The organism is Salinicoccus sp. HZC-1, assembly GCF_046736035.1.
Lineage (GTDB): Bacteria > Bacillota > Bacilli > Staphylococcales > Salinicoccaceae > Salinicoccus.
In genome coordinates, this window is sequence record NZ_CP177130.1 from 1,089,401 (window position 1) to 1,110,503 (window position 21,103).

The following is a 21,103-nucleotide window of genomic DNA, read 5'->3' on the forward strand; positions in this document are numbered from 1 at the left end:
AAATGACCGGCATTTTAGCATTTATAGTAGTTTTCGGTGTGCTGGTAACTGTACACGAATTGGGTCACCTTATCGTGGCAAAGCGTTCAGGAATCATGTGTCCTGAATTTGCCATCGGCATGGGGCCAAAACTCTTTTCCTATAAATTCAATGACACACAATACACTTTAAGATTACTGCCAATCGGCGGATATGTACGCATGGCGGCAGATGATATGGAAGTGAATCCTTTAAATTCAGGGATGCGCATCCAGCTTAAAGTGAATGACAGGGAAGAAATCACACATATCATTTTAGACGACAAACATAACTTCACACACATCGAAGAAGTTGAAGTCGTGGAATCGGATATTAAAGACAAAATGAGAGTTAAAGCGTTGAGGCTGCATGATAATGAGGAAGTTGAATATAAGCTCGCGCATGAATCCTATTTCGTACAGAACTCGGAACTTGAGCGCATTGCACCTAGATCCTCAAGATTTGAATCAAAATCTGTTTTAGCCAGATTTCTGACGCTTTTTGCAGGACCTGCGATGAACTTTGTGCTGGCATTTGCGCTGTTTACACTGCTCTTTTATATAAACGGCAAACCAACCGAGGAAGCAGTCGTCGGTTCAGTTGCGGAAGATACACCGGCCGAAGAGGCGGGCCTCACTGAAGGAGATCATCTGGAAACCATAAACGACACTGAAGTCAAAGGCTGGGAACACATGTCTGAAATCATTCAGAATGAAGGTGAATCCGAACTTGATATCGTTGTGGAAAATGATGGAGAAGAAAGGACTGTGGAGATGACACCGGTCATCCATACGACAGAACTGCCGGATGGTGAAACTGTCGATCGGCTGATTATCGGTATCGGTGCTGAAATGGAACGTGGTGCTGTATCCCCGCTGATATGGGGGATGCAACAAACCTATGAGATGGGCACAATGATATTCCATCTGGTCGTAGACATGTTCATCAGCATATTTGAAGGGTCCTTCTCATTTGATATGCTGAATGGTCCAGTCGGAATTTATAAAGTCACTGAAGAAGTGGCAGCCCAGGGACTGCTGACACTGATCAATTTTACGGCAGTACTCAGTGTAAACCTCGGAATTATGAATCTGCTGCCGATACCGGCACTTGACGGCGGACGCATTTTATTCGTCCTCTATGAAGGGGTATTCAGAAAACCGCTCAACAAACGGGTGGAAATCAACATACAGCTTGTTGGTGTCCTGTTCGTATTGATGGTGATGATATTAGTAACATGGAATGACATAAAAACATTTTTCCTTTAGGAGTGAGGTCCAATGAAGCAATCCAGAATGTTTATACCAACGATGAGGGAAACACCGCAGGACGCAGAAAGCCTGAGCCATCGTTATATGTTAAAAGCAGGCATGATCAAGCAGATGGCAAGCGGAATCTACACGTACCTTCCAATCACAAAGCTTGTGCTGAATAATATTGAACAGATTGTACGGGAAGAGATGAACCATATAGGCGGTGTGGAAATACAGATGCCGGTACTGCATCCGAAAGAACTTTGGGAAGAGTCCGGCAGGTGGCAGGCATACGGTTCTGAACTCATGCGTATGAAAGACCGCCACGACAGGGACTTTGCCCTTGGGCCGACACACGAGGAAATAATTACGGCACTGCTTCGTGATGAGCTGAAAAGTTATAAGAAGCTGCCGCTCACTTTATTCCAGATCCAGACGAAGTTCCGGGATGAATTGAGACCGAGATTCGGACTGCTTCGCGGCAGGGAATTCATCATGAAGGATGCCTATTCATTCCATAGTGATGAGGCTTCACTCGATGAGACCTACAGAGACATGTATGATGCATATTCCAATATATTTTCACGGGTCGGCCTGAACTACCGTGCAGTCGAAGCGGATTCCGGCTCAATCGGCGGCAGTCATACGCACGAATTTATGGCCCTTTCGGAAATCGGGGAAGACATCATCGCGTATACGGATGAGAGCGGCTATGCTGCAAATGTTGAAAAAGCCGCATGTCCGGTACCTGATTCAATGCAGGATGCAGACGAGAAACCGCTTGAAAAGGTGGAGACACCGGGAGTCGGCACGTGTCTGGCACTCGCCGACCATCTGAACATCGAACTTATTGAAACGACGAAAACAATGGTGCTCAAAGTGGATGAGGAATTTGTTATGATCCTGATCCGCGGCGACCATGAATTAAATGATATCAAAACCAGGGATTACTTCAGAGCCGGTGAAGTTGAATTTGCCACTGATGAAGAAATCAAAGATGTGTTGAATGCATCACCGGGCAGCCTGGGACCTGTAGAATCATCGATTCCCGTATACATTGATCATCAGGTCAATGTAATGTCCAACTATCCGACGGGTGCAAATGTGGACGGTTATCATTTTATCAACGTTAACCACGGCAGGGACTTTGAAGCTGCAGGCGTCGGAGATTTCAGATTCATCACCGAAGGTGAAAAGGCTGAGGATGACAGCGGGGCAGTGAAGTTTATGAAGGGTATCGAAGTGGGTCAGGTGTTCAAGCTTGGAACCAAATACTCTGAATCCATGAATCTCAATGTCCTCAATGAAAATGGCCGCAGTGTTCCGGTACTGATGGGCTGTTATGGTGTAGGTATATCCCGGACGCTGTCGGCAATTGTTGAAAGCCATCATGATGACCGCGGCATCATCTGGCCAAAATCTGTAACACCTTTTGATATCCACGTTATTACGGCAAACCCTAAAGATGAAGAAGCTCAAAATGCGGCGGAATCCCTTTATGAAGCACTCGGCAAAGAGTACAAGGTACTCTATGATGACAGAAAAGAACGCGCTGGAGTCAAATTTGCCGATTCGGACTTGATCGGTCTGCCCTACAGAGTGGTTGTCGGGCGCGGTATCAAAGAAGGTAAAGTGGAAATTAAGGCAAGAAATAGTGAAGAGACTGCCGAAATTAGTGTTGACGGGGTTTTGGAATATCTGAAAACAAATTATTAATAGAAATATTCAGCGCGTAAATCGATGATTTACGCGCTTTTACAGGAGTGTTGTCAGTGAAAGGGAAGGAACAGTTCAAGGTACTGCTCAAACAGGCAGGCATACAGGATAATCAGCATTTATCCGGGGGTCAGCTTGAAAAGATAGTAGCGGATGATGAAAACAGAGTGTGGGAATTCCATATCCATTTCGATAAAATGATTCCCGCTTCCCTGAGAGATCTAATGGAGGGAAGCATCAAGGATGCTTTCTCATCCATTGCAGCGACTAAGATTTATATCACAGCAGGATTCTACGAAGATAAAGATGTTATCGACTATCTGGAGTCTGCACTCCTGAAAATCAAAGTGAATGATAATATCAGATTCCAGCTTTTGAATTGTGATAAGGAATATAAAGACGGTGTGCTTACATTCTCGGTTCAAAATGAGATTGAAGTCTCTCACTTCAATAAGCATATTAACGGTAACCTGACTTCGATGTACAAGACGTTCGGCATGCCGATAACAGCAGTCGAGTTCAAAGTGGATGCAACGCTCGACAATAACAAGCGTTCGAAACTTGAAGCACGCCTGAAAGAAGAGAAGACGGAACTTGTACAGGGCTTTATTGAAAACCGCAAGGAAATGGAAGAGGAAAGAGAGAACCGTAAGGAAGACGTAGTCAAACAGATTGGTAAATCCATGGACCTGAACGGGATCAGACCGCTTCAGGAGGTCGTGGATGAAGAGTTTAACGTTAAAGTTGAAGGCGTCATTTTTGATTCCGAAGTCAGGGAACTCAGAACCGGCCGTAAAATCCTTCAAATCAAAATTACCGACTATACAGATTCCATCGCTGCTAAAATGTTCTCCCGCCACGGCAAAAATGATGAAGATGTCTTTGCCGCATTGTCTAAAAATGACTGGGTGGTGATCGAAGGAAATGTTGAGTACGATGAATTCGCAAGAGACATGGTGCTGATGATCCGTCATCTGAATGTTGTTCATAAACCGGCGAAACAGGACACGATGGAGGACAAGCGTGTTGAGCTCCATCTTCACTCCGAGATGAGTCAGATGGATGCACTCAGGAATATCGGGGAATACGTGCAGCGTGCCAAGGATTACGGCCATAAAGCAATAGCCGTAACAGATCATAATAATGTACAGGCCTATCCGGATGCATACCATGCAGCCCAGGCCGCCGGCATCAAGATGATCTACGGCATGGAAGGGCTGCTTGTCGATGATGGCGCCCCGATTGCCTACAGGCCGCAGGATATCGTTTTGGAAGACCATGATTTCGTCGTATTCGACGTGGAGACGACCGGACTGTCATCCAAATACGATCAGATCATAGAGCTTGCTGGAGCGAAGGTGAGAAACGGTGAAATCATCGACCGTTTTGAACGGTTCAGCAATCCGAACGAACCGCTGACTGAGACAATCAAGGAAATTACGGGCATCACAGATGACATGCTCGTTGATGCACCGCCAATCGATGAAGTGATCACAGACTTCAAGGAATGGGTGGGGGACGCAGTATTTGTTGCCCATAATGCAAGCTTTGATATGGGATTCATCGAAGCGGCCTACCAGCAGGTGGGACTCGGTTCCTATACCAACGGTGTCATCGATACACTTGAATTATCCCGTACAATCAATAAAGAATTTAAGAAACACGGCTTAAATATACTCGCCAAAAAATATAATGTCGAACTGACCCAGCACCACAGGGCGATCTACGATGCGGAGGCGACAGCGTATATCTTCATCAAGATGCTTGCGCAGATCAAAAAGCTCGGTATAGAAAATCATAAAGAGATTAATAATAAGCTGGCAGACCCGGATTCGTATAAACGTTCGATGCCGACACATGTCACAATACTCGTGAAAAATCAGACGGGCTTGAAGAATCTTTTCAAAATCGTATCGGGCGCATTGACGGATAACTTTTATAAATCTCCAAGAATCAGAAAACAGATGCTTGAAGAATACCGGGAAGGTCTGCTGATCGGCAGTGCATGTGATTCGGGGGAAGTATTCACGGCAATGATGCAGAAGCCTTATGAGGAAGCTAAGAAAGCGGCCCGGTTCTACGACTATCTGGAAGTATTTCCAAAAGCTTTGTACCGTCGTCTTTTGGACAGGGAGATCATCCGCGACGAATCGACACTCGAAGAGATCATTAAGAATATAATCAGACTCGGGGATGAACTGGATAAGCCGGTTGTCGCCACAGGCAACGTCCATTATCTTGAAGAATCCGAAAAACTGTGCCGGGATATACTTGTAAAAAGTAACCCGGGGAATCCGCTGAGTCGCGGAATGCTGCCGGATGCACAGTTCAGGACGACGACTGAAATGTATGATGCGTTCGCATTTTTGGATGATGACGTCCGCCGGGAAATCGTCATCGACGCACCTAACCGTATTGCGGACAGCATCGATGATGTCGTTCCAATCAAGGATGAACTCTATACTCCGAACATCGATGGCGCAAATGACGAGATAAGGGATTTAAGCTACAGCAATGCCAAGGCACTCTATGGTGAAAACTTACCGAAAATCGTTACCGACCGGTTGGAAACGGAACTTGAAAGTATCATCGGCAACGGATTTGCCGTGATATATCTCATCAGTCAGAAGCTTGTTAAAAAATCATTGGATGACGGCTACCTCGTCGGTTCGAGGGGGTCTGTCGGTTCCAGTTTCGTGGCGACAATGACAGAGATTACAGAAGTCAATCCACTGCCGCCTCACTATGCCTGCCCGTCATGTAAAAAGTCCGAATTCTTTACAGACGGCAGCGTGAGCTCGGGCTACGATCTCCCAGATAAATCCTGCGGTGAATGCGGTGCGCCTCTGATTAAAGAAGGTCAGGATATCCCATTTGAAACTTTCCTCGGATTTAAAGGGGATAAAGTTCCGGATATAGACTTGAACTTCAGCGGCGATTATCAGGCGATCGCGCACAACTATACGAAAGTCCTGTTTGGTGAAGATAAAGTGTTCAGGGCAGGGACGATCGGAACGGTTGCCGAAAAAACTGCGTTCGGTTACGTCAAAGGCTATCTGAATGATAACGGGCTGCAGAGACGCGGTGCGGAAATTGACCGGCTGGTTCTGGGCTGTACCGGGGTTAAAAGAACCACAGGCCAGCACCCGGGCGGTATTATCGTTGTGCCTGATTATATGGACATCTATGATTTTACGCCCATTCAATTCCCAGCGGATGATATCGAATCGGAATGGAAAACGACACACTTCGACTTCCATTCCATAGACAATAACCTGCTGAAGCTGGATATACTGGGTCACGATGATCCGACAATGATCCGCATGCTCCAGGACCTGTCAGGCATCGACCCGAAAACACTGCCTGTCGATGATAAAGAGACGATGTCTTTATTCAACTCGCCGGAAGTGCTCGGTGTGACTGAAGAGGACATCGTCTGCCGGACCGGCACGCTCGGTGTGCCGGAATTCGGAACCGGCTTCGTAAGGCAGATGCTCGAGGATACAAGACCCTCCACATTCAGTGAACTGGTCCAGATTTCAGGACTGTCACACGGGACGGATGTATGGCTCGGCAATGCCCAGGACCTGATCCGGAACGGTACTTGCGACCTTAAGAATGTAATCGGCTGCCGGGATGACATCATGGTATATCTTATGTATCAGGGGCTTGAACCGTCCCTTGCCTTCGGCATCATGGAGAAGGTGAGGAAAGGTAAAGGACTTTCCGAGGAGCATGAGTCTGCAATGAAAGAGCAGGGTGTGCCGAACTGGTACATCGATTCCTGCAAGAAGATTAAATACATGTTCCCTAAAGCGCACGCTGCTGCATATGTACTGATGGCAGTGAGAATCGCGTACTTCAAAGTGCACTATCCGCTATATTACTATGCGAGCTACTTTACGGTCCGTGCTTCGGATTTCGATCTGCTGACGATGGTAAAAGATAAGGCGACGATCAGACACAGGGTGAAAGATATGAACCAGCGGTCTCAGGAGCTTACCAAAAAGGAAAAAGATACCCTGGTCGTGCTTGAAATTACAAACGAAATGGCACAGCGCGGATTCAAAGTGAAGCCCGTGGATATTGAGAAATCTGACAGCGTGGATTTCAAAATTGAAGAGGACAGTCTGATTCCACCGTTTATCGCTGTGCCGGGTCTTGGAGCAAACGTGGCAAGACGCATTGTCGAAGCAAGAGAGACAGAACCGTTCATCTCAAAAGAAGATATTAACAAGCGTGCCGGCGTCTCCCAGAAAATCATCGATTATTTAACTGAAATGGGAAGTTTGGAAGATCTTCCAGACAAGGCCCAGCTCTCTATATTTGATATGTAGCTTGATGTTGCGGCGATTTCAGGCGTGTGGTATAATTATTGTGATATTAAATACTCACGTCACAAGGAGAAGAACGGGCTTGCCCGTTCTTCTCTTAGTTTTGAAGGAGGCGAATGGACAATGAACCGCACTGAGCAAAACGTTATGGACAAAGCACAGCCGGTTGTTGAAACGTTGGGGTACAAGCTTATAGAAGTGGAATATGTTAAGGAAGGTCCGGATTTCTATCTCAGACTTTACCTTGATAAGAAGGGCGGTATCTCACTCGAAGACTGCGCGAAAGCAAGCGAAGTGTTGAGTGAAAAACTTGATGAATGGGATCTCATCAAAGGCGGATACTACCTTGATGTTTCTTCTCCAGGAGCCGAACGTCCCATTAAAGATGATGAAGATCTTGAAATGACATTGGATAACGGTATTTATGTTAAAACTTACCAGCAAATTGCGGGTGAGAAGGAATGGACAGGTATTCTGAAAGAGTATGATGAAAAATCAGTCACTCTGGAATACAAAGTCAAAACACGCACTAAGACAATTACTATTGAAAGAGAAAAGATCGCCACCATTAGAAAGGCGGTCATTATATGATTGGAGGCGCTAATCAGTGAATCAGGAATTATTGAATGCGATTGAGTACCTTGAAAAGGAAAAAAGCATTCCCCATGAAGTGCTGGTGGAAACGATAGAAGCGGCACTGATGACGGCATATAAGAAAAACTATACGCAGCATAAAAATGTAAAAGTCGATCTGAACATAGAAAACGGTTCATACCGGGTTGTTTCCAGAAAAGATGTAGTGGAAGAAGTCGAGGACACAACTGCTGAAATCGACCTTGCGACTGCCCGTACACTGAACCCGGCTTATGAAATCGGTGATCCGTACGATGAGGACGTCACACCCAAAGACTTCAACCGTGTCGGTGCACAGGCTGCGAAACAGGCTGTAATGCAGCGTCTTCGCGATGCTGAACGCGGGATCCTTTACAATGAGTTCATTGATAAAGAGGATGAAGTGATGACAGGTCTGATCGACCGGGTGGATAATCGTTTTGTCCATATCCAGCTTGGGCGTACAGATGCGGTGCTCAGTGAATCTGAAAGAATGCCTAATGAAACATATACACCCAATGAAAGAATTAAAGTATATGTCAACAAAGTGGAACAGACGACAAAAGGACCCCAGATTTTCGTATCCAGGACGCACCCCAACCTTCTGAAGCGATTGTTTGAAAAAGAAGTGCCGGAGATCTATGATGGTACAGTTGAGATTATGAGTGTGGCCCGTGAAGCGGGCGAACGTTCCAAGATCAGCGTATTTGCAAAAAATCCGGATGTGGATGCCGTAGGTTCCTGTGTAGGGGCAAGAGGCGCGCGTGTCGAAGCTATTGTGAATGAACTGGGCGGAGAAAAAATCGATATCGTTCTCTGGAATGAAGATCCTAAAGTCTTTGTTAAGAACGCATTGAGCCCGTCACAGGTAGTGGATGTCGTTGTTAATGAAGAGAACCAGTCGACAATGGTTATCGTTCCCGACAATCAGCTGTCACTTGCGATTGGTAAAAAAGGACAGAATGCACGTCTCGCTGCGAAACTCACAGGTTGGAAGATTGATATTAAAAGTGAAGCTGATGCAGCTGACGACGGCAGCCTTGATATTAAAACTGAAACTGATGCCGCTGAAGACGGCAGCATAGAATAAATTTCGGGGTGATATCTTATGAAACGGAAAGTACCACTCAGAAAATGTATTCTGACAAATGAAATGCATCCAAAAAAAGATTTGCTCAGAATTGTAGTAAACAAGGAAAATGAAGTGTTTGTGGATGCTACAGGCAAGAAAAACGGGCGTGGAAGCTACGTCGTTAAAGATCTGGACAAGGTGAATAAAGCGCGCGGAAAAAAAGTTCTGGAATCCAGGCTTGGTTTCGACAGTGAAACTTTAGAGCCTGTGTATGATGAAATCATACGTCTGATCTACAGGGAGGACATCCCGAAAAGATGAAAGATAAAGTGCTCAATCTACTTGGAATTGCAAAACGTGCAGGCAAGCTGACAACAGGTGAGGAAAAGACGATAGAGTCTATCCGCAACCAATCCGCCAAGCTCGTTTTTGTCGCGAGTGATGCAAGCAATAATACCAGTAAAAAAGTAAGAGATAAATGTAGCTATTATAATATACCGCTGATTGATAAGTATTCTAACATGGAGTTAAGTCAAGCTACAGGCGCATCCAACCGGGTGGCACTGTCAATCGCGGACTCAGGCTTCAGCAGGAAAATGCTGGAGTTGATGGAGAAAGGAAAGTGATTCAATGAGTAAAATCAGAATCTACGAATATGCAAAAGAAAATGCAGTTTCCAGCAAAGAGGTTATGGAATTCCTTCGGGACAAAGGGATCGAAGTGAAAAGCCATATGAAATCATTGGAAGACAGTGAGATTTCTGTATTGGATAAGAAGTTCAAAAAATCTTCAGATAAACCAACTCAGAATAAATCCCAGGCTCAGAATAACCAAACTCAGAATAAATCCCAGGGTCAGAACAAACCAGCTCAGAACAAATCCCAGGGTCAGAATAACCAAACTCAGGGTCAGAAACCCGCAAATAATGCCAGCAATAATAAACAGAGTAACAAAGGACCGAATAAAGGGCCGAACAACAGGAATAACCAAAAGAACAAAAACCAGAACAAAGGCCAAAAAGGCAATAACAAGCCTCAAAACCAAAAACCGGCACCTAAAAAAGAAGTTGAACTTCCTAAAGAATTTACTTACCAGGAAGGCATCACTGTGGGAGAGCTTGCTGAAAAAATCGGCGTAGATGCTTCCACAATCGTGAAAGACTTGTTCATGGTAGGTGTAATGACTAATATTAACCAGGCATTGGATAATGATTCAGTGGAACTGATTGCTTCAGATCATGGCTTTACTGCTGAACTTGAAGTGATTGTTGATGATGCTGATCTGGAAAATTACTTTGAGCTTGGTGACGATTTGAATGAAGAGAGGCCAAGTGTTGTTACTATCATGGGTCACGTGGACCACGGTAAAACAACGCTTCTCGACTCAATCCGTCACACTAAAGTGACTGCCGGGGAAGCGGGCGGCATTACGCAGCATATCGGTGCGTATCAAATTGAATATAATGATAAGAAAGTTACTTTCCTGGATACACCGGGACACGCAGCATTTACTACAATGCGTGCACGGGGTGCGCAGGTTACTGATATTACAATTCTTGTTGTTGCAGCGGATGATGGTGTAATGCCACAGACAATTGAAGCAATCAACCACGCAAAAGCAGCAGAAGTACCAATCATCGTTGCTGTGAACAAAGTGGACAAACCCACTGCAAATCCTGATCGTGTAATGACTGAACTCGGTGAGCATGGTCTTTATCCTGAAGACTGGGGCGGTAACACAATCTTCGTCCAACTCTCTGCATTGAGCGGTGAAGGCATTGACGACCTGCTTGAAATGATCACCCTTGTTGGTGAAGTAGAAGAGCTGAAAACGAAAAGTGATATCCCTGCAGTCGGTACAGTGATTGAAGCGGAATTGGACAAATCCCGCGGACCGGCAGCATCATTACTCGTACAGCATGGTACGCTGCGTGTCGGGGACTCCGTGGTAGTAGGAAACACATTCGGCAAAGTCAGAGCCATGGTGAATGATATGGGCAAGAGAATTCAGGAAGCTGGACCATCAATGCCTGTAGAAATTACCGGTCTGAATGATGTGCCGCATGCGGGCGACCGTTTTGTCGTATTCAAAGACGATAAAGTGGCACGCAGCATTGGTGAAACCCGTTATGAGCAGCAGATAGTGAAAGACCGTGAACAGACGCAGAAAGTCAGCCTTGATAATCTGTTCGAACAGATGAAAGAAGGAGAGATGAAAGATCTCAACCTGATTATCAAAGGTGACGTCCAAGGTTCTGTTGAGGCACTCAGTGCATCCCTCATGAAGATTGATGTAGAAGGTGTGAATGTACGCATCATCCATACAGGTGTTGGTGCAATCAATGAATCGGATGTAACACTCGCTTCAGCATCAGGTGCAATCATCATCGGATTCAATGTCCGTCCGGACGTTAACGCCAAGAAAGCGGCGGAACGCGAAAAAGTGGACCTTAGATTGCATAGCATCATCTATAATGTGATCGATGAAATTGAATCAGCGATGAAAGGTATGCTGGATCCTGAATTCGAAGAAAAAGTGATTGGTAACGTAGAAGTGCGTCAAACGTTCAAAGTATCCAAAGTGGGTACCATTGCCGGTGCATATGTTACAGATGGTAAAATCACCCGTGATTCGAGTGTAAGAGTGATCAGAGAGGGTATAGTCATCTATGAAGGTGAATTGGATACTCTAAAACGCTTTAAGGACGATGCAAAGGAAGTTGCTGCAGGATTTGAATGTGGTCTGACGATCAAGAAATTCAACGACCTTAAAGAAGGAGACCAGATTGAACCTTATATTATGGTCGAGATTGAAAGGTGATAATCTATGAGTAACAGACATGAGCGTGTTGCCGAAGAAGTAAAAAAAGTAGTGAGTGAAACAATCAGAACAAAAGTTTCCAATCCGAATATCGGTATGGTTACAATTACTGACGTGGAGCTTACCAAAGAGATGGAAACAGCAACGGTCTACTACACTTCTTTAAATGAAAACAAAGAAGAAGTGAGTGAGGGCCTTGAAAAATCAAAAGGACTCATCCGTTCTGAAGTTGCGAAGGAAATCAGAATCAGAAAAGCGCCCGAACTTGCTTTCAAGTATGATAATTCCATCGAATACGGCAATAAAATTGAATCATTGATAAAAGAAATTAAAGATCAATAAGCCTGTGGGGTCATCCCCCGGGCTTTTATTTTTACATATGGAGGTGACGGGATGCTTCATGGTGTAATCCCAATCAATAAACCGCGTGGCATGACAAGTCATGATGTGGTTTTTAAAATGAGAAAAATCTTAGGTATGAAAAAAGTAGGACATACCGGTACACTCGACCCTGAAGTGACCGGTGTCCTCCCGATTTCGGTTGGTGAAGGTACAAAGCTTACAGAGTATATGCAGACGAAGCGTAAAAGTTACCACGCCCGTGTCACACTGGGTTATACTACCGATACCGAGGACCAAACTGGAAAGATTACAGATAAAAGTGATGTGTCACACATTACGGATGGAGAAATTGACCGTGTAATTTCTTCCTTCCCTCATGATTACAAACAGCAGGTACCGATGTATTCTTCTGTCAAAGTGGACGGAAGGAAATTATATGAGTATGCGAGAGAAGGCAAAGAAGTGGAACGTCCGGTGAGAACTGTTCAAATTTACAGCATCAGACGTACTTCAGAAATCATCAGGGAAGAAGAACTCATTCATTTTTATGTCGATGTCGATTGTTCCAAAGGCACTTATATCAGGACCCTGGCAGTTGATATCGGGCGTCGATTAAGCGTCCATGCACACATGTCCCATTTAATCAGAACAGCATCCTGCGGCATCGGTATTGACAATGCGATCACAATGGAAGAGCTGAAGGAAATGGAGCACGAAGATGCTGTGGTTCCACTGCTGGAGATTTTAAAAGACGAACCTGTAGTGGATATCAAGGACGATGAATTCTTATTCAAAATCCGAAATGGGCAGAAGATGCCCAAATCTGATATTATGGAAAGTGTTGAAGATGACGAAGCAGATTTGGTCGTCTTTACACACGAAGGGAGACCGCTGGGCGTATATTATCCACATCCGGCAAAACCTGACGAAATGAAACCATATCAAATGTTTAATATCCAAGAGGCGATGAAATGAAAATTATTCGATTACATTATCCACTAGACAATGCACAGGAGGAATTGAAAGATTCTGCTGCAGCAATCGGTTTTTTTGATGGTCTACATAGAGGGCATCAGAACGTTATTAACAAAATGATTGAGATTGCGGATGAAAAGAATCTTAAAAAGGCAGTGATGACTTTTGATCCTCATCCATCTGTCGTGCTCAGTCCTAAAAAACAGCGCACAACTTATTTGACTCCACTTGATATCAAGCTTGAGATGCTCGAAGAGATGGGCATCAATTATTGCTTTATCATTAATTTCTCAAGTGCTTTTGCGGCACTGAAACCGGATTATTTTGTGCATGAATACCTGATAGATAGTAAAGTCAGGGAAGTGATAGCCGGCTTTGATTTTTCATACGGTCAATACGGGGACGGCAACATTGATTCATTAAAAGAATATGATGAATTCAATACTACCGCTGTAGATAAGCTGACTTCCGGTAATGAAAAAATTTCTACAACCAGATTAAGAGATGATCTGGCAGCGTATAAACTCGAAGAGGTGAACGATGCGCTCGGCAGGCCATTCGAAGTCCAGGGTGTAGTGGTTCAGGGTGAAAAACGCGGCCGTACCATTGGCTTCCCGACTGCAAATGTCGAACCGGAATACAGATATCATCTCCCCGCCAAAGGCGTCTATGCCGTAACGCTTAAATTGGATAACGAGGAAGAGGTATATAAAGGTGTGTGTAATGTCGGAGTGAAGCCGACATTCCACGATAATCTCACGCGTGTTTCCATAGAGGTGCATCTGTTTGATTTCAACAGAAGTATTTACGGTGAAAATGTGACTGTCTACTGGCACAATTTCATTCGGAAAGAGCAAAAGTTCTCAGGCATTGAAGAACTGACAGAACAAATCGGGAAAGATAAAGAAAAAGCAGCTGAACTGCTTGAAAATAACTAATTGTTAACGTATAATGAATCAAGTGCCTTATCTTGGTGGATAGAAACTCCGACGTCTACTCGGATATTGGTGAACAATTAATTAAAGGAGGCGTTTCTTTATGGCAATTTCACAAGAACGCAAAAATGAACTGATTCAGGAATACCGTACACACGAATCTGACACAGGGTCACCGGAAGTGCAGATCGCTGTTTTAACAGCTGAAATCACAGCACTTAATGCTCACCTTGGTGTACACAAGAAAGACCACCACTCAAGACGCGGTCTTCTTAAAATGGTAGGACGCAGAAAACACCTGATTAACTATCTTCGTGAAAACGACATTCACAGATACCGTGAACTTATCGGAAGACTTGGTCTCCGCCGCTAATTCGCGTTTTGGCATATCCTTGGGATATGCCTTTTTTTATGTATATTTTTTTGCAAAAGTGATATGATTGAAATAAGCAGCCATACTAAGGAGAGTCGACAAATTATGATAGAATCAACGAAAAAAGTATATGAAACACAGTGGGGCAGACATAAGCTCACAGTAGAATACGGTGAAGTGGCAAAACAGGCGAACGGTGCCGTATTAGTACGCTATGGAGATACTGTAGTTCTGAGTACTGCAACAGCGTCCAAAGAGCCAAAGGATCTGCCTTTCTTTCCATTAACTGTGGCCTATGAAGAAAAAATGTATGCCGCCGGCAAGATTCCGGGTGGATTTAATAAGCGTGAAGGCCGTCCGAGTGAAGATGCGACTTTGACAAGCCGTCTTATCGACCGCCCGATAAGACCCCTATTCCCTGATGGCTACAGACACGATCTGCAGGTAATGAATATCGTATTATCTGTTGACCCTGATGCATCTCCGCAAATGGCGGCGATGTTTGGTGCGTCCATGGCACTCGGGGTAAGTGACATTCCATTTGAAGGGCCGATCGCGGGGGTTACCGTTGGATTGATTGATGGACAATACATCATTAACCCATCAGCGGCAGAGATGGAGAAATCTGAAATCGATCTACAGGTGGCTGGTACGAAAGAAGCGGTAAACATGGTGGAAGCAGGCGCTAAAGAAGTGACTGAAGAAACTATGCTCGAAGCAATCATGTTCGGTCATGAAAGCATTAAGGAAATGGTCGCATTCCAGGAGGAAATACTTTCGCAGCTTGATGTTGTCAAAAGCAGTTTCGAATTGCCTGAACAAAATGAAGCATTGGCGAAAGAAATGGAAGAGAAAGCTGAATCAATGGGTCTGTACAGTGCAATCCAGGATCCGGACAAGAAAGCACGCGAAACAGCAATTAAAAATGCAAAAGACAGCATTCTCGCAACTTTGGATGAAGAAGCGGAAGACTATGAGGAAACTCACTCCAAAGCTTCAGGAATTATAGAAAAGCTTCTTAAAAATGAAGTGCGCAGACTGATTACGGAAGAGAAAATCCGTCCGGATGGACGTGAACCTTCTGAAATCAGACCGCTTAACTCACAAGTGGGTCTATTGCCAAGAGCACACGGTTCAGGTCTATTTACCCGTGGACAGACACAGGCGCTTTCAGTTTGTACTCTAGGCGGCCTGGGAGAACATCAGATTATTGATGGCCTTGGTACGGAAGATAACAAGCGCTATATGCACCACTATAATTTCCCGCAATTCTCAGTCGGGGAAACAGGACCAATCAGAGGACCGGGACGTCGCGAAATCGGACATGGTGCTCTGGGTGAACGTGCACTCCTTCAGGTCATTCCTGACGAAACTGCATTCCCTTACACAATCCGTGTCGTTTCAGAAGTACTGGAGTCCAATGGGTCCAGTTCACAGGCATCTATATGCGGATCCACAATGGCTCTGATGGATGCGGGTGTGCCGATTAAAGCGCCGGTTGCAGGTATTGCTATGGGTCTCGTAAAAAAAGGTGACCAGTATACTATTCTCTCCGACATTCAGGGCATGGAAGATGCGCTTGGAGATATGGACTTTAAAGTTGCCGGCACTGAAAAAGGAATCACTGCCATACAGATGGATATTAAGGTTGAGGGTCTGAGCGAGGATATTCTTAAAGAAGCGCTTGCACAGGCCAGAGAAGGCAGAAGCAAAATCCTGGAAAATATGTTGGCGACAATCAGTGAACCCCGCACGGAACTGAGTGCTTATGCACCTAAAGTTGAAGTAATGCATATCAGCCCGGATAAAATCAGGGATGTTATAGGACCCGGCGGTAAGAAAATCAATGAAATCATTGATGAAACAGGCGCCAAACTGGACATTGAACAGGATGGTACCGTATATATCGGACACAGTGATTCTGCAATGATTGAAAGAGCGAAGAAAATTATAGAGGATATCACCCGAGTAGCTGAAGTCGGCCAGGTTTACATGGGTGAAGTCAGACGTGTTGAAAAGTTCGGAGCTTTTGTCCAACTGTTCCCGGGTAAAGATGCACTTGTTCACATCTCGCAGCTTGACACTGAACGTATAGCGAAAGTTGAAGATGTAGCTAAAGTCGGAGACAAATTCTTGGTTAAAGTAACCAACATTGATAACCAGGGCAGAGTGAATGCTTCAAGAAAGGAATTACTTGAAGATAAAAAAGGAGAGTAATTAACTTGATTTTTAACAGAATTGAACTCAATGGAACTCAATATGACATTACAGGGCAACTTAGAATCAAAGAAGACAATGAAGTAAAAATTATATTTGATGATCTCATGTTTGGAAATGCTTTAAAAGATTTGTACAACAAACAGAAAAAAGCTGAATCACTCATTTTGAAGAATAGCGAGGAAACGAGATACGATACTAAAAACGTGCTTGTTTCCCACCTGACGATTGATGGCGAACACTATCACGCCACTTTTAAGTAGGAATTAGGAGGAAATATTTTGAACGCATCAAAAAAAGAACAGCCAAAGATACAGATAATCCCTCTCGGCGGCGTTGGCGAAATTGCCAAAAATATGTACGTCGTTGAAGTGGATGAAGAAATGTTTATACTCGATGCGGGTCTGATGTTCCCGGAGGATGAAATGCTTGGTGTCGACATAGTGATACCGGACATTTCATATATCCGTGAGAACAAACACAAGCTCAAAGGAATTTTCCTGTCCCACGGGCATGAAGATTCAATTGGTGCAATTCCTTACATCATTGAGGAACTTAATGTACCGATCTACGGATCAAAGCTTACTTTGGCACTTGTTAAAGACCGGCTCAGAACAAAAGGCGTTAACAAAAAGATTAAATTTTATACGATTAACAGTAAATCCCGTATGAAATTTAAAAATGCTGAAATGGTCTTTTTCGAAACAAGCCACAGTATTCCAGACGCATACGGTGTAAGTATCGAAACGAAATACGGTTCGATTGTATATACGGGAGAATTTAAATTCGACCAAAGTTTAAAAGGCGACTACAGCTATAACATGGCTAAAATGTACGAAGTTGCCCAAAAAGATGTTTTAGCTTTGATCAGCGATTCGACAGAAGCGGAAAAGCGTGGATACAACACACCTGAAAACGTAATTGAAGAGCATATCCTTGACGGTTTTGCGAAAGCCCGCGGAAGGGTTATCGTTTCTTGTTATGCATCAAACTTTGTCCGCATCCAGCAAGTGCTTACGAATGCAGCAAAAACAAACCGCAAAGTTTCATTTTTAGGCAGAACTTTGGAAAGTTCATTTAAAGTGGCACGTAATATGGGTTACTTTGATATTCCGGAAGGACTTTTGGTCCCAAGCCACGAGATAGGCAATTATCCGGACAATGAACTGGTAATCATAGCAACAGGTTCACAGGGTGAACCGATTGAAGCACTTGGAATCATGTCCCGTGGACAGCATGAAGTAACAAACATTAAAGAAGGGGATATCGTATATATTCTTACGACACCTTCTTCCAGTATGGAAGTCATTTTATACAGCACGATGAATGAACTTGTTAAAGCAGGTGCCAACATCGCTACACCTGAACAGAATATTCACGCATCCGGCCATGGGCTGAGTGAAGAACTGAAAATGATGCTGAATGTTATGAAACCGAAATACTTTGTCCCTGTGCAGGGCGAGTTTAAAATGCAGATTGCACACGCAAGACTTGCTGCTGAGTCGGGTGTACTGCCGGAAAATATTTTTCTGCTGGAAAAGGGAGATGTAGCATCCTATGACGGCAAAGAAATGATCAGCGCAGATAAAGTGACAGCCGGCAACGTTCTCATTGACGGCAGCGGTGTGGGGGATGTAGGAAATATCGTTCTCCGCGACAGAAGATTGCTTAGTGAAGACGGCATATTCATTGCTGTAATTACCATCAATCCAAAAGAACGTAAAATTATGGCAGGACCAGAAATTCAATCCAGAGGTTTTGTCTATGTTAAAGAAAGTGAAGATCTGCTGAAAGAAGCAGAAGCACGGGTTTATAATACAGTGCTCGAATCACTCGAAGAAAAGAAGATGGAGTGGAGCACACTTAAACAGAGCATCAGGGATGATCTCGGGAAGTATTTATATGAAAATACGAAACGCCGTCCGATGATTATTCCTATTATATCTGAAATATAAAAGAGTATGAGACTGTCATTTTTGGCAGTCTCATTGTAAATCAGAGAGGAGCATATCATGGCAGGAAAGCGTAAAAAAACGACGAGAACGAAGAAGAAGAAAAATAATAGAACCTATTATTCCATTTCAGCGTTCGCTATTATCGTTGTTTTATTTATCACCATCTTCCAACTGGGTGTCATTGGAGCATACATAGATGCGTTCTTTGCCTATCTCTTCGGCACGAGCAGATATTTCACTTATCTTATACTGTTTCTGACAAGTATTTACCTGGCCGCAGAACATAAGATTCCATTTACCAGAAGAATGGGAGGGTATCTGTTACTGCAGTTTGGATTATTGTTTTTATTTCATTCATTACTTTACATTACAAACCGGTCGAGAATAGAAAACTATTTCACTTTAAATGAAACGATTGAAACCATACAGGCTGATGGTATCATGCATTTCTTCGGTGGCGGTATAATCGGCCAGCTGCTGTTTTCATTCTCTTCAACAGGCGTTTCATTGATCGGTACGCTTATTCTTGGTCTCATATTCATATACTTCAGTTATCTGATCATTACTTCAAAAGATATTGAGCAGACATTATCCAAGGACCTGACTAATTTAGGAGCTGTCCTGAAACGTACGGGACTGCTCCTGATTGCGGGTGCTGTAAGATTCGGACAATGGATTAAGAGTCTTTTCAATTCACTGTTGGAAGAGAAGCAGGATAAAAAACCAAAAGCTAAAAAGGAAAAAACTAACAAGCCTGAATTAAAACCACAGGCGAAGGTTGAAGAAGCTTCAAACGAAAACCAGATGCCAAAAAATCTCGAGGATTTTGAACCGGATGAATCCATCATTGAAGATATGCATTCTTTCGATATTGAAGAGAAATCCCATTCCCACTCTGAGAAAAAAGAAGAAGTAAAAGAAGAATTCCCGGAAACAAAAATTGATAAAGAAAGCAATGAAGCTCAAAAAATCGAATATGAGTCCGAAGACCCCGGAAGTATCCCTGGTGATATAGAGACAGATGCTGAAGGTGAGGAAGAAATAGAAACGTTCGATGACAGCGAACTGAGTGCATTGAAACAGTACGAACTCCCTGAGATCACTATGCTGAAAGACGCAGAAGTAACTGAAAAAATGAGTAATAAAGAAGTGCTTAAACAAGGTAAAATTCTTGAAGAGACACTTAAAAACTTCGGAGTAAACGCCAAAGTGTCCAAAATCAGAATAGGACCGGCAGTAACTCAGTTTGAAATTCAACCGGATATTGGTGTAAAGGTCAGTAAGATCATCAATCTTCAAAATGATATTGCACTGAGTCTGGCTGCGAAAGATATTCGTATCGAGGCGCCGATTCCCGGCAAATCCGCAGTGGGAATCGAAGTGCCTAACTCAGTCATTAGCATGGTGACACTGAGGGAAGTCCTTAAGAGGAAGGATTCCGGTAATCTGCTGGAAGTGGCTCTTGGCAAAGATATTTCAGGAAGTCCAATTACAGCAGAACTCAACAAAATGCCCCACTTGCTCGTTGCCGGTGCCACGGGCAGTGGTAAATCTGTGTGTATTAACGGTATTATCATCAGCCTTCTGATGAAAGCTAAACCCCATGAAGTGAAACTGATGATGATCGATCCGAAAATGGTCGAACTGAATGTATACAACGGTATACCACACTTATTATCTCCTGTTGTAACGAACCCGCAAAAAGCGAGCGATGCGTTGAACAAAATAGTGAGTGAAATGGAACGCAGATACGACTTGTTCTCCCATTCGGGCACAAGGAATATGGAAGCCTATAACCAATATTTGGAACGGGAAAGTGACGATCCTGAAAAAGTCCAAAAGCTGCCATATATTGTAGTTATTATTGATGAGCTTGCCGACTTGATGATGGTCGCATCCAAAGATGTTGAAGCATCAATTACCAGAATTGCACAGATGGCACGTGCAGCAGGCATCCATTTGATCATCGCGACACAGCGACCGTCTGTAGACGTAATTACTGGTATAATTAAAGCGAACATACCATCGAGAATTGCCTTCAGTGTAAGTTCCCAGACAGATTCAAGAACGATCATTGACTCGCAGGGCGCTGAAAAACTGCTTGGGCGCGGGGACATGCTGTTCCTGCCGTCCGGCCGTTCCAAGCCGCTCCGTGTGCAGGGTGCATTTTTATCCGATGATGAAGTGACGGATGTCGTTGAATATATCACCAGCCAAATGAAGGCCAACTACGAAAAATCGATCATGAGCAAGCCGGTACAGAAAGAACAAGTAGAATCTGAAGATGAACTCTATCCGGATGCAAAATGGTTTGTTATAGAAGAACAACGCGCGAGTGCTTCACTGCTCCAGCGCCAGTTCAGAGTCGGCTACAACCGTGCTGCAAGACTGGTGGATGATCTGGAAGCAAATGGTGTAATCGGACCGAGCAGCGGAAGCAAACCACGCAATGTATTAATACAGAATGAAGAGTAAGGAGCA

At 44.1% G+C, this 21,103-nt stretch carries 16 protein-coding genes; all 16 read left to right on the top strand.

Features of this window, described 5'->3' with window-relative positions; all coding sequences use genetic code 11:
- The first annotated feature begins 2 nt into the window (after positions 1–2).
- The 16 genes from rseP to ACKRAT_RS05505 all read left to right on the top strand — a co-directional run bounded on the left by rseP (position 3) and on the right by ACKRAT_RS05505 (position 21,097).
- The gene (rseP, locus tag ACKRAT_RS05430; protein ID WP_411844082.1) at positions 3–1,286 is read left to right on the top strand and encodes an RIP metalloprotease RseP; all 1,284 of its coding nucleotides are present in this window, start codon (positions 3–5) and stop codon (positions 1,284–1,286) included.
- A 12-nt stretch (positions 1,287–1,298) separates the two neighbouring features.
- Positions 1,299–2,987, top strand: a complete 1,689-nt coding sequence (locus ACKRAT_RS05435) for a proline--tRNA ligase (protein WP_411844083.1) — start codon at positions 1,299–1,301, stop codon at positions 2,985–2,987.
- A 56-nt stretch (positions 2,988–3,043) separates the two neighbouring features.
- Positions 3,044–7,324 (top strand): PolC-type DNA polymerase III, encoded by a 4,281-nt coding sequence (locus ACKRAT_RS05440; RefSeq protein ID WP_411844084.1) that lies wholly within the window; start codon positions 3,044–3,046, stop codon positions 7,322–7,324.
- A gap of 120 nt (positions 7,325–7,444) precedes the next feature.
- The gene (gene rimP / locus ACKRAT_RS05445) at positions 7,445–7,912 is read left to right on the top strand and encodes a ribosome maturation factor RimP (RefSeq protein WP_411844085.1); all 468 of its coding nucleotides are present in this window, start codon (positions 7,445–7,447) and stop codon (positions 7,910–7,912) included.
- Positions 7,913–7,928: 16 nt separating this feature from the next.
- The gene (gene nusA / locus ACKRAT_RS05450; protein WP_411844086.1) at positions 7,929–9,023 is read left to right on the top strand and encodes a transcription termination factor NusA; all 1,095 of its coding nucleotides are present in this window, start codon (positions 7,929–7,931) and stop codon (positions 9,021–9,023) included.
- 18 nt (positions 9,024–9,041) lie between these two features.
- The gene (rnpM, locus tag ACKRAT_RS05455) at positions 9,042–9,326 is read left to right on the top strand and encodes an RNase P modulator RnpM (RefSeq protein WP_411844087.1); all 285 of its coding nucleotides are present in this window, start codon (positions 9,042–9,044) and stop codon (positions 9,324–9,326) included.
- Positions 9,323–9,631: a YlxQ-related RNA-binding protein gene (locus tag ACKRAT_RS05460; RefSeq protein WP_411844088.1), complete on the top strand. Its 309-nt coding sequence runs from the start codon at positions 9,323–9,325 to the stop codon at positions 9,629–9,631. The genes rnpM and ACKRAT_RS05460 overlap by 4 nt, the downstream gene beginning before the upstream one ends.
- Before the next feature lie 4 nt (positions 9,632–9,635).
- On the top strand, positions 9,636–11,825 hold the full coding sequence (gene infB / locus ACKRAT_RS05465) for a translation initiation factor IF-2 (RefSeq protein WP_411844089.1): 2,190 nt from the start codon (positions 9,636–9,638) through the stop codon (positions 11,823–11,825).
- 6 nt (positions 11,826–11,831) lie between these two features.
- Positions 11,832–12,167 (top strand): 30S ribosome-binding factor RbfA, encoded by a 336-nt coding sequence (rbfA, locus tag ACKRAT_RS05470; protein WP_411844090.1) that lies wholly within the window; start codon positions 11,832–11,834, stop codon positions 12,165–12,167.
- A gap of 51 nt (positions 12,168–12,218) precedes the next feature.
- Complete coding sequence (truB, locus tag ACKRAT_RS05475) at positions 12,219–13,142, top strand: tRNA pseudouridine(55) synthase TruB (RefSeq protein WP_411844091.1); 924 nt, start codon at positions 12,219–12,221, stop codon at positions 13,140–13,142.
- Positions 13,139–14,080 (top strand): bifunctional riboflavin kinase/FAD synthetase, encoded by a 942-nt coding sequence (locus tag ACKRAT_RS05480; RefSeq protein WP_411844092.1) that lies wholly within the window; start codon positions 13,139–13,141, stop codon positions 14,078–14,080. The genes truB and ACKRAT_RS05480 overlap by 4 nt, the downstream gene beginning before the upstream one ends.
- 100 nt (positions 14,081–14,180) lie before the next feature.
- Entirely contained in the window at positions 14,181–14,450 is a 270-nt protein-coding gene (gene rpsO, locus ACKRAT_RS05485) for a 30S ribosomal protein S15 (RefSeq protein ID WP_411844093.1), read from the top strand.
- A gap of 105 nt (positions 14,451–14,555) precedes the next feature.
- Positions 14,556–16,667, top strand: a complete 2,112-nt coding sequence (gene pnp / locus ACKRAT_RS05490) for a polyribonucleotide nucleotidyltransferase (RefSeq protein ID WP_411844094.1) — start codon at positions 14,556–14,558, stop codon at positions 16,665–16,667.
- A gap of 5 nt (positions 16,668–16,672) precedes the next feature.
- Entirely contained in the window at positions 16,673–16,930 is a 258-nt protein-coding gene (locus ACKRAT_RS05495; protein WP_411844095.1) for a hypothetical protein, read from the top strand.
- A gap of 18 nt (positions 16,931–16,948) precedes the next feature.
- Complete coding sequence (locus ACKRAT_RS05500; protein ID WP_411844096.1) at positions 16,949–18,622, top strand: ribonuclease J; 1,674 nt, start codon at positions 16,949–16,951, stop codon at positions 18,620–18,622.
- A gap of 57 nt (positions 18,623–18,679) precedes the next feature.
- On the top strand, positions 18,680–21,097 hold the full coding sequence (locus tag ACKRAT_RS05505) for a DNA translocase FtsK (RefSeq protein WP_411844097.1): 2,418 nt from the start codon (positions 18,680–18,682) through the stop codon (positions 21,095–21,097).
- The last annotated feature ends 6 nt before the right edge of the window (positions 21,098–21,103 follow it).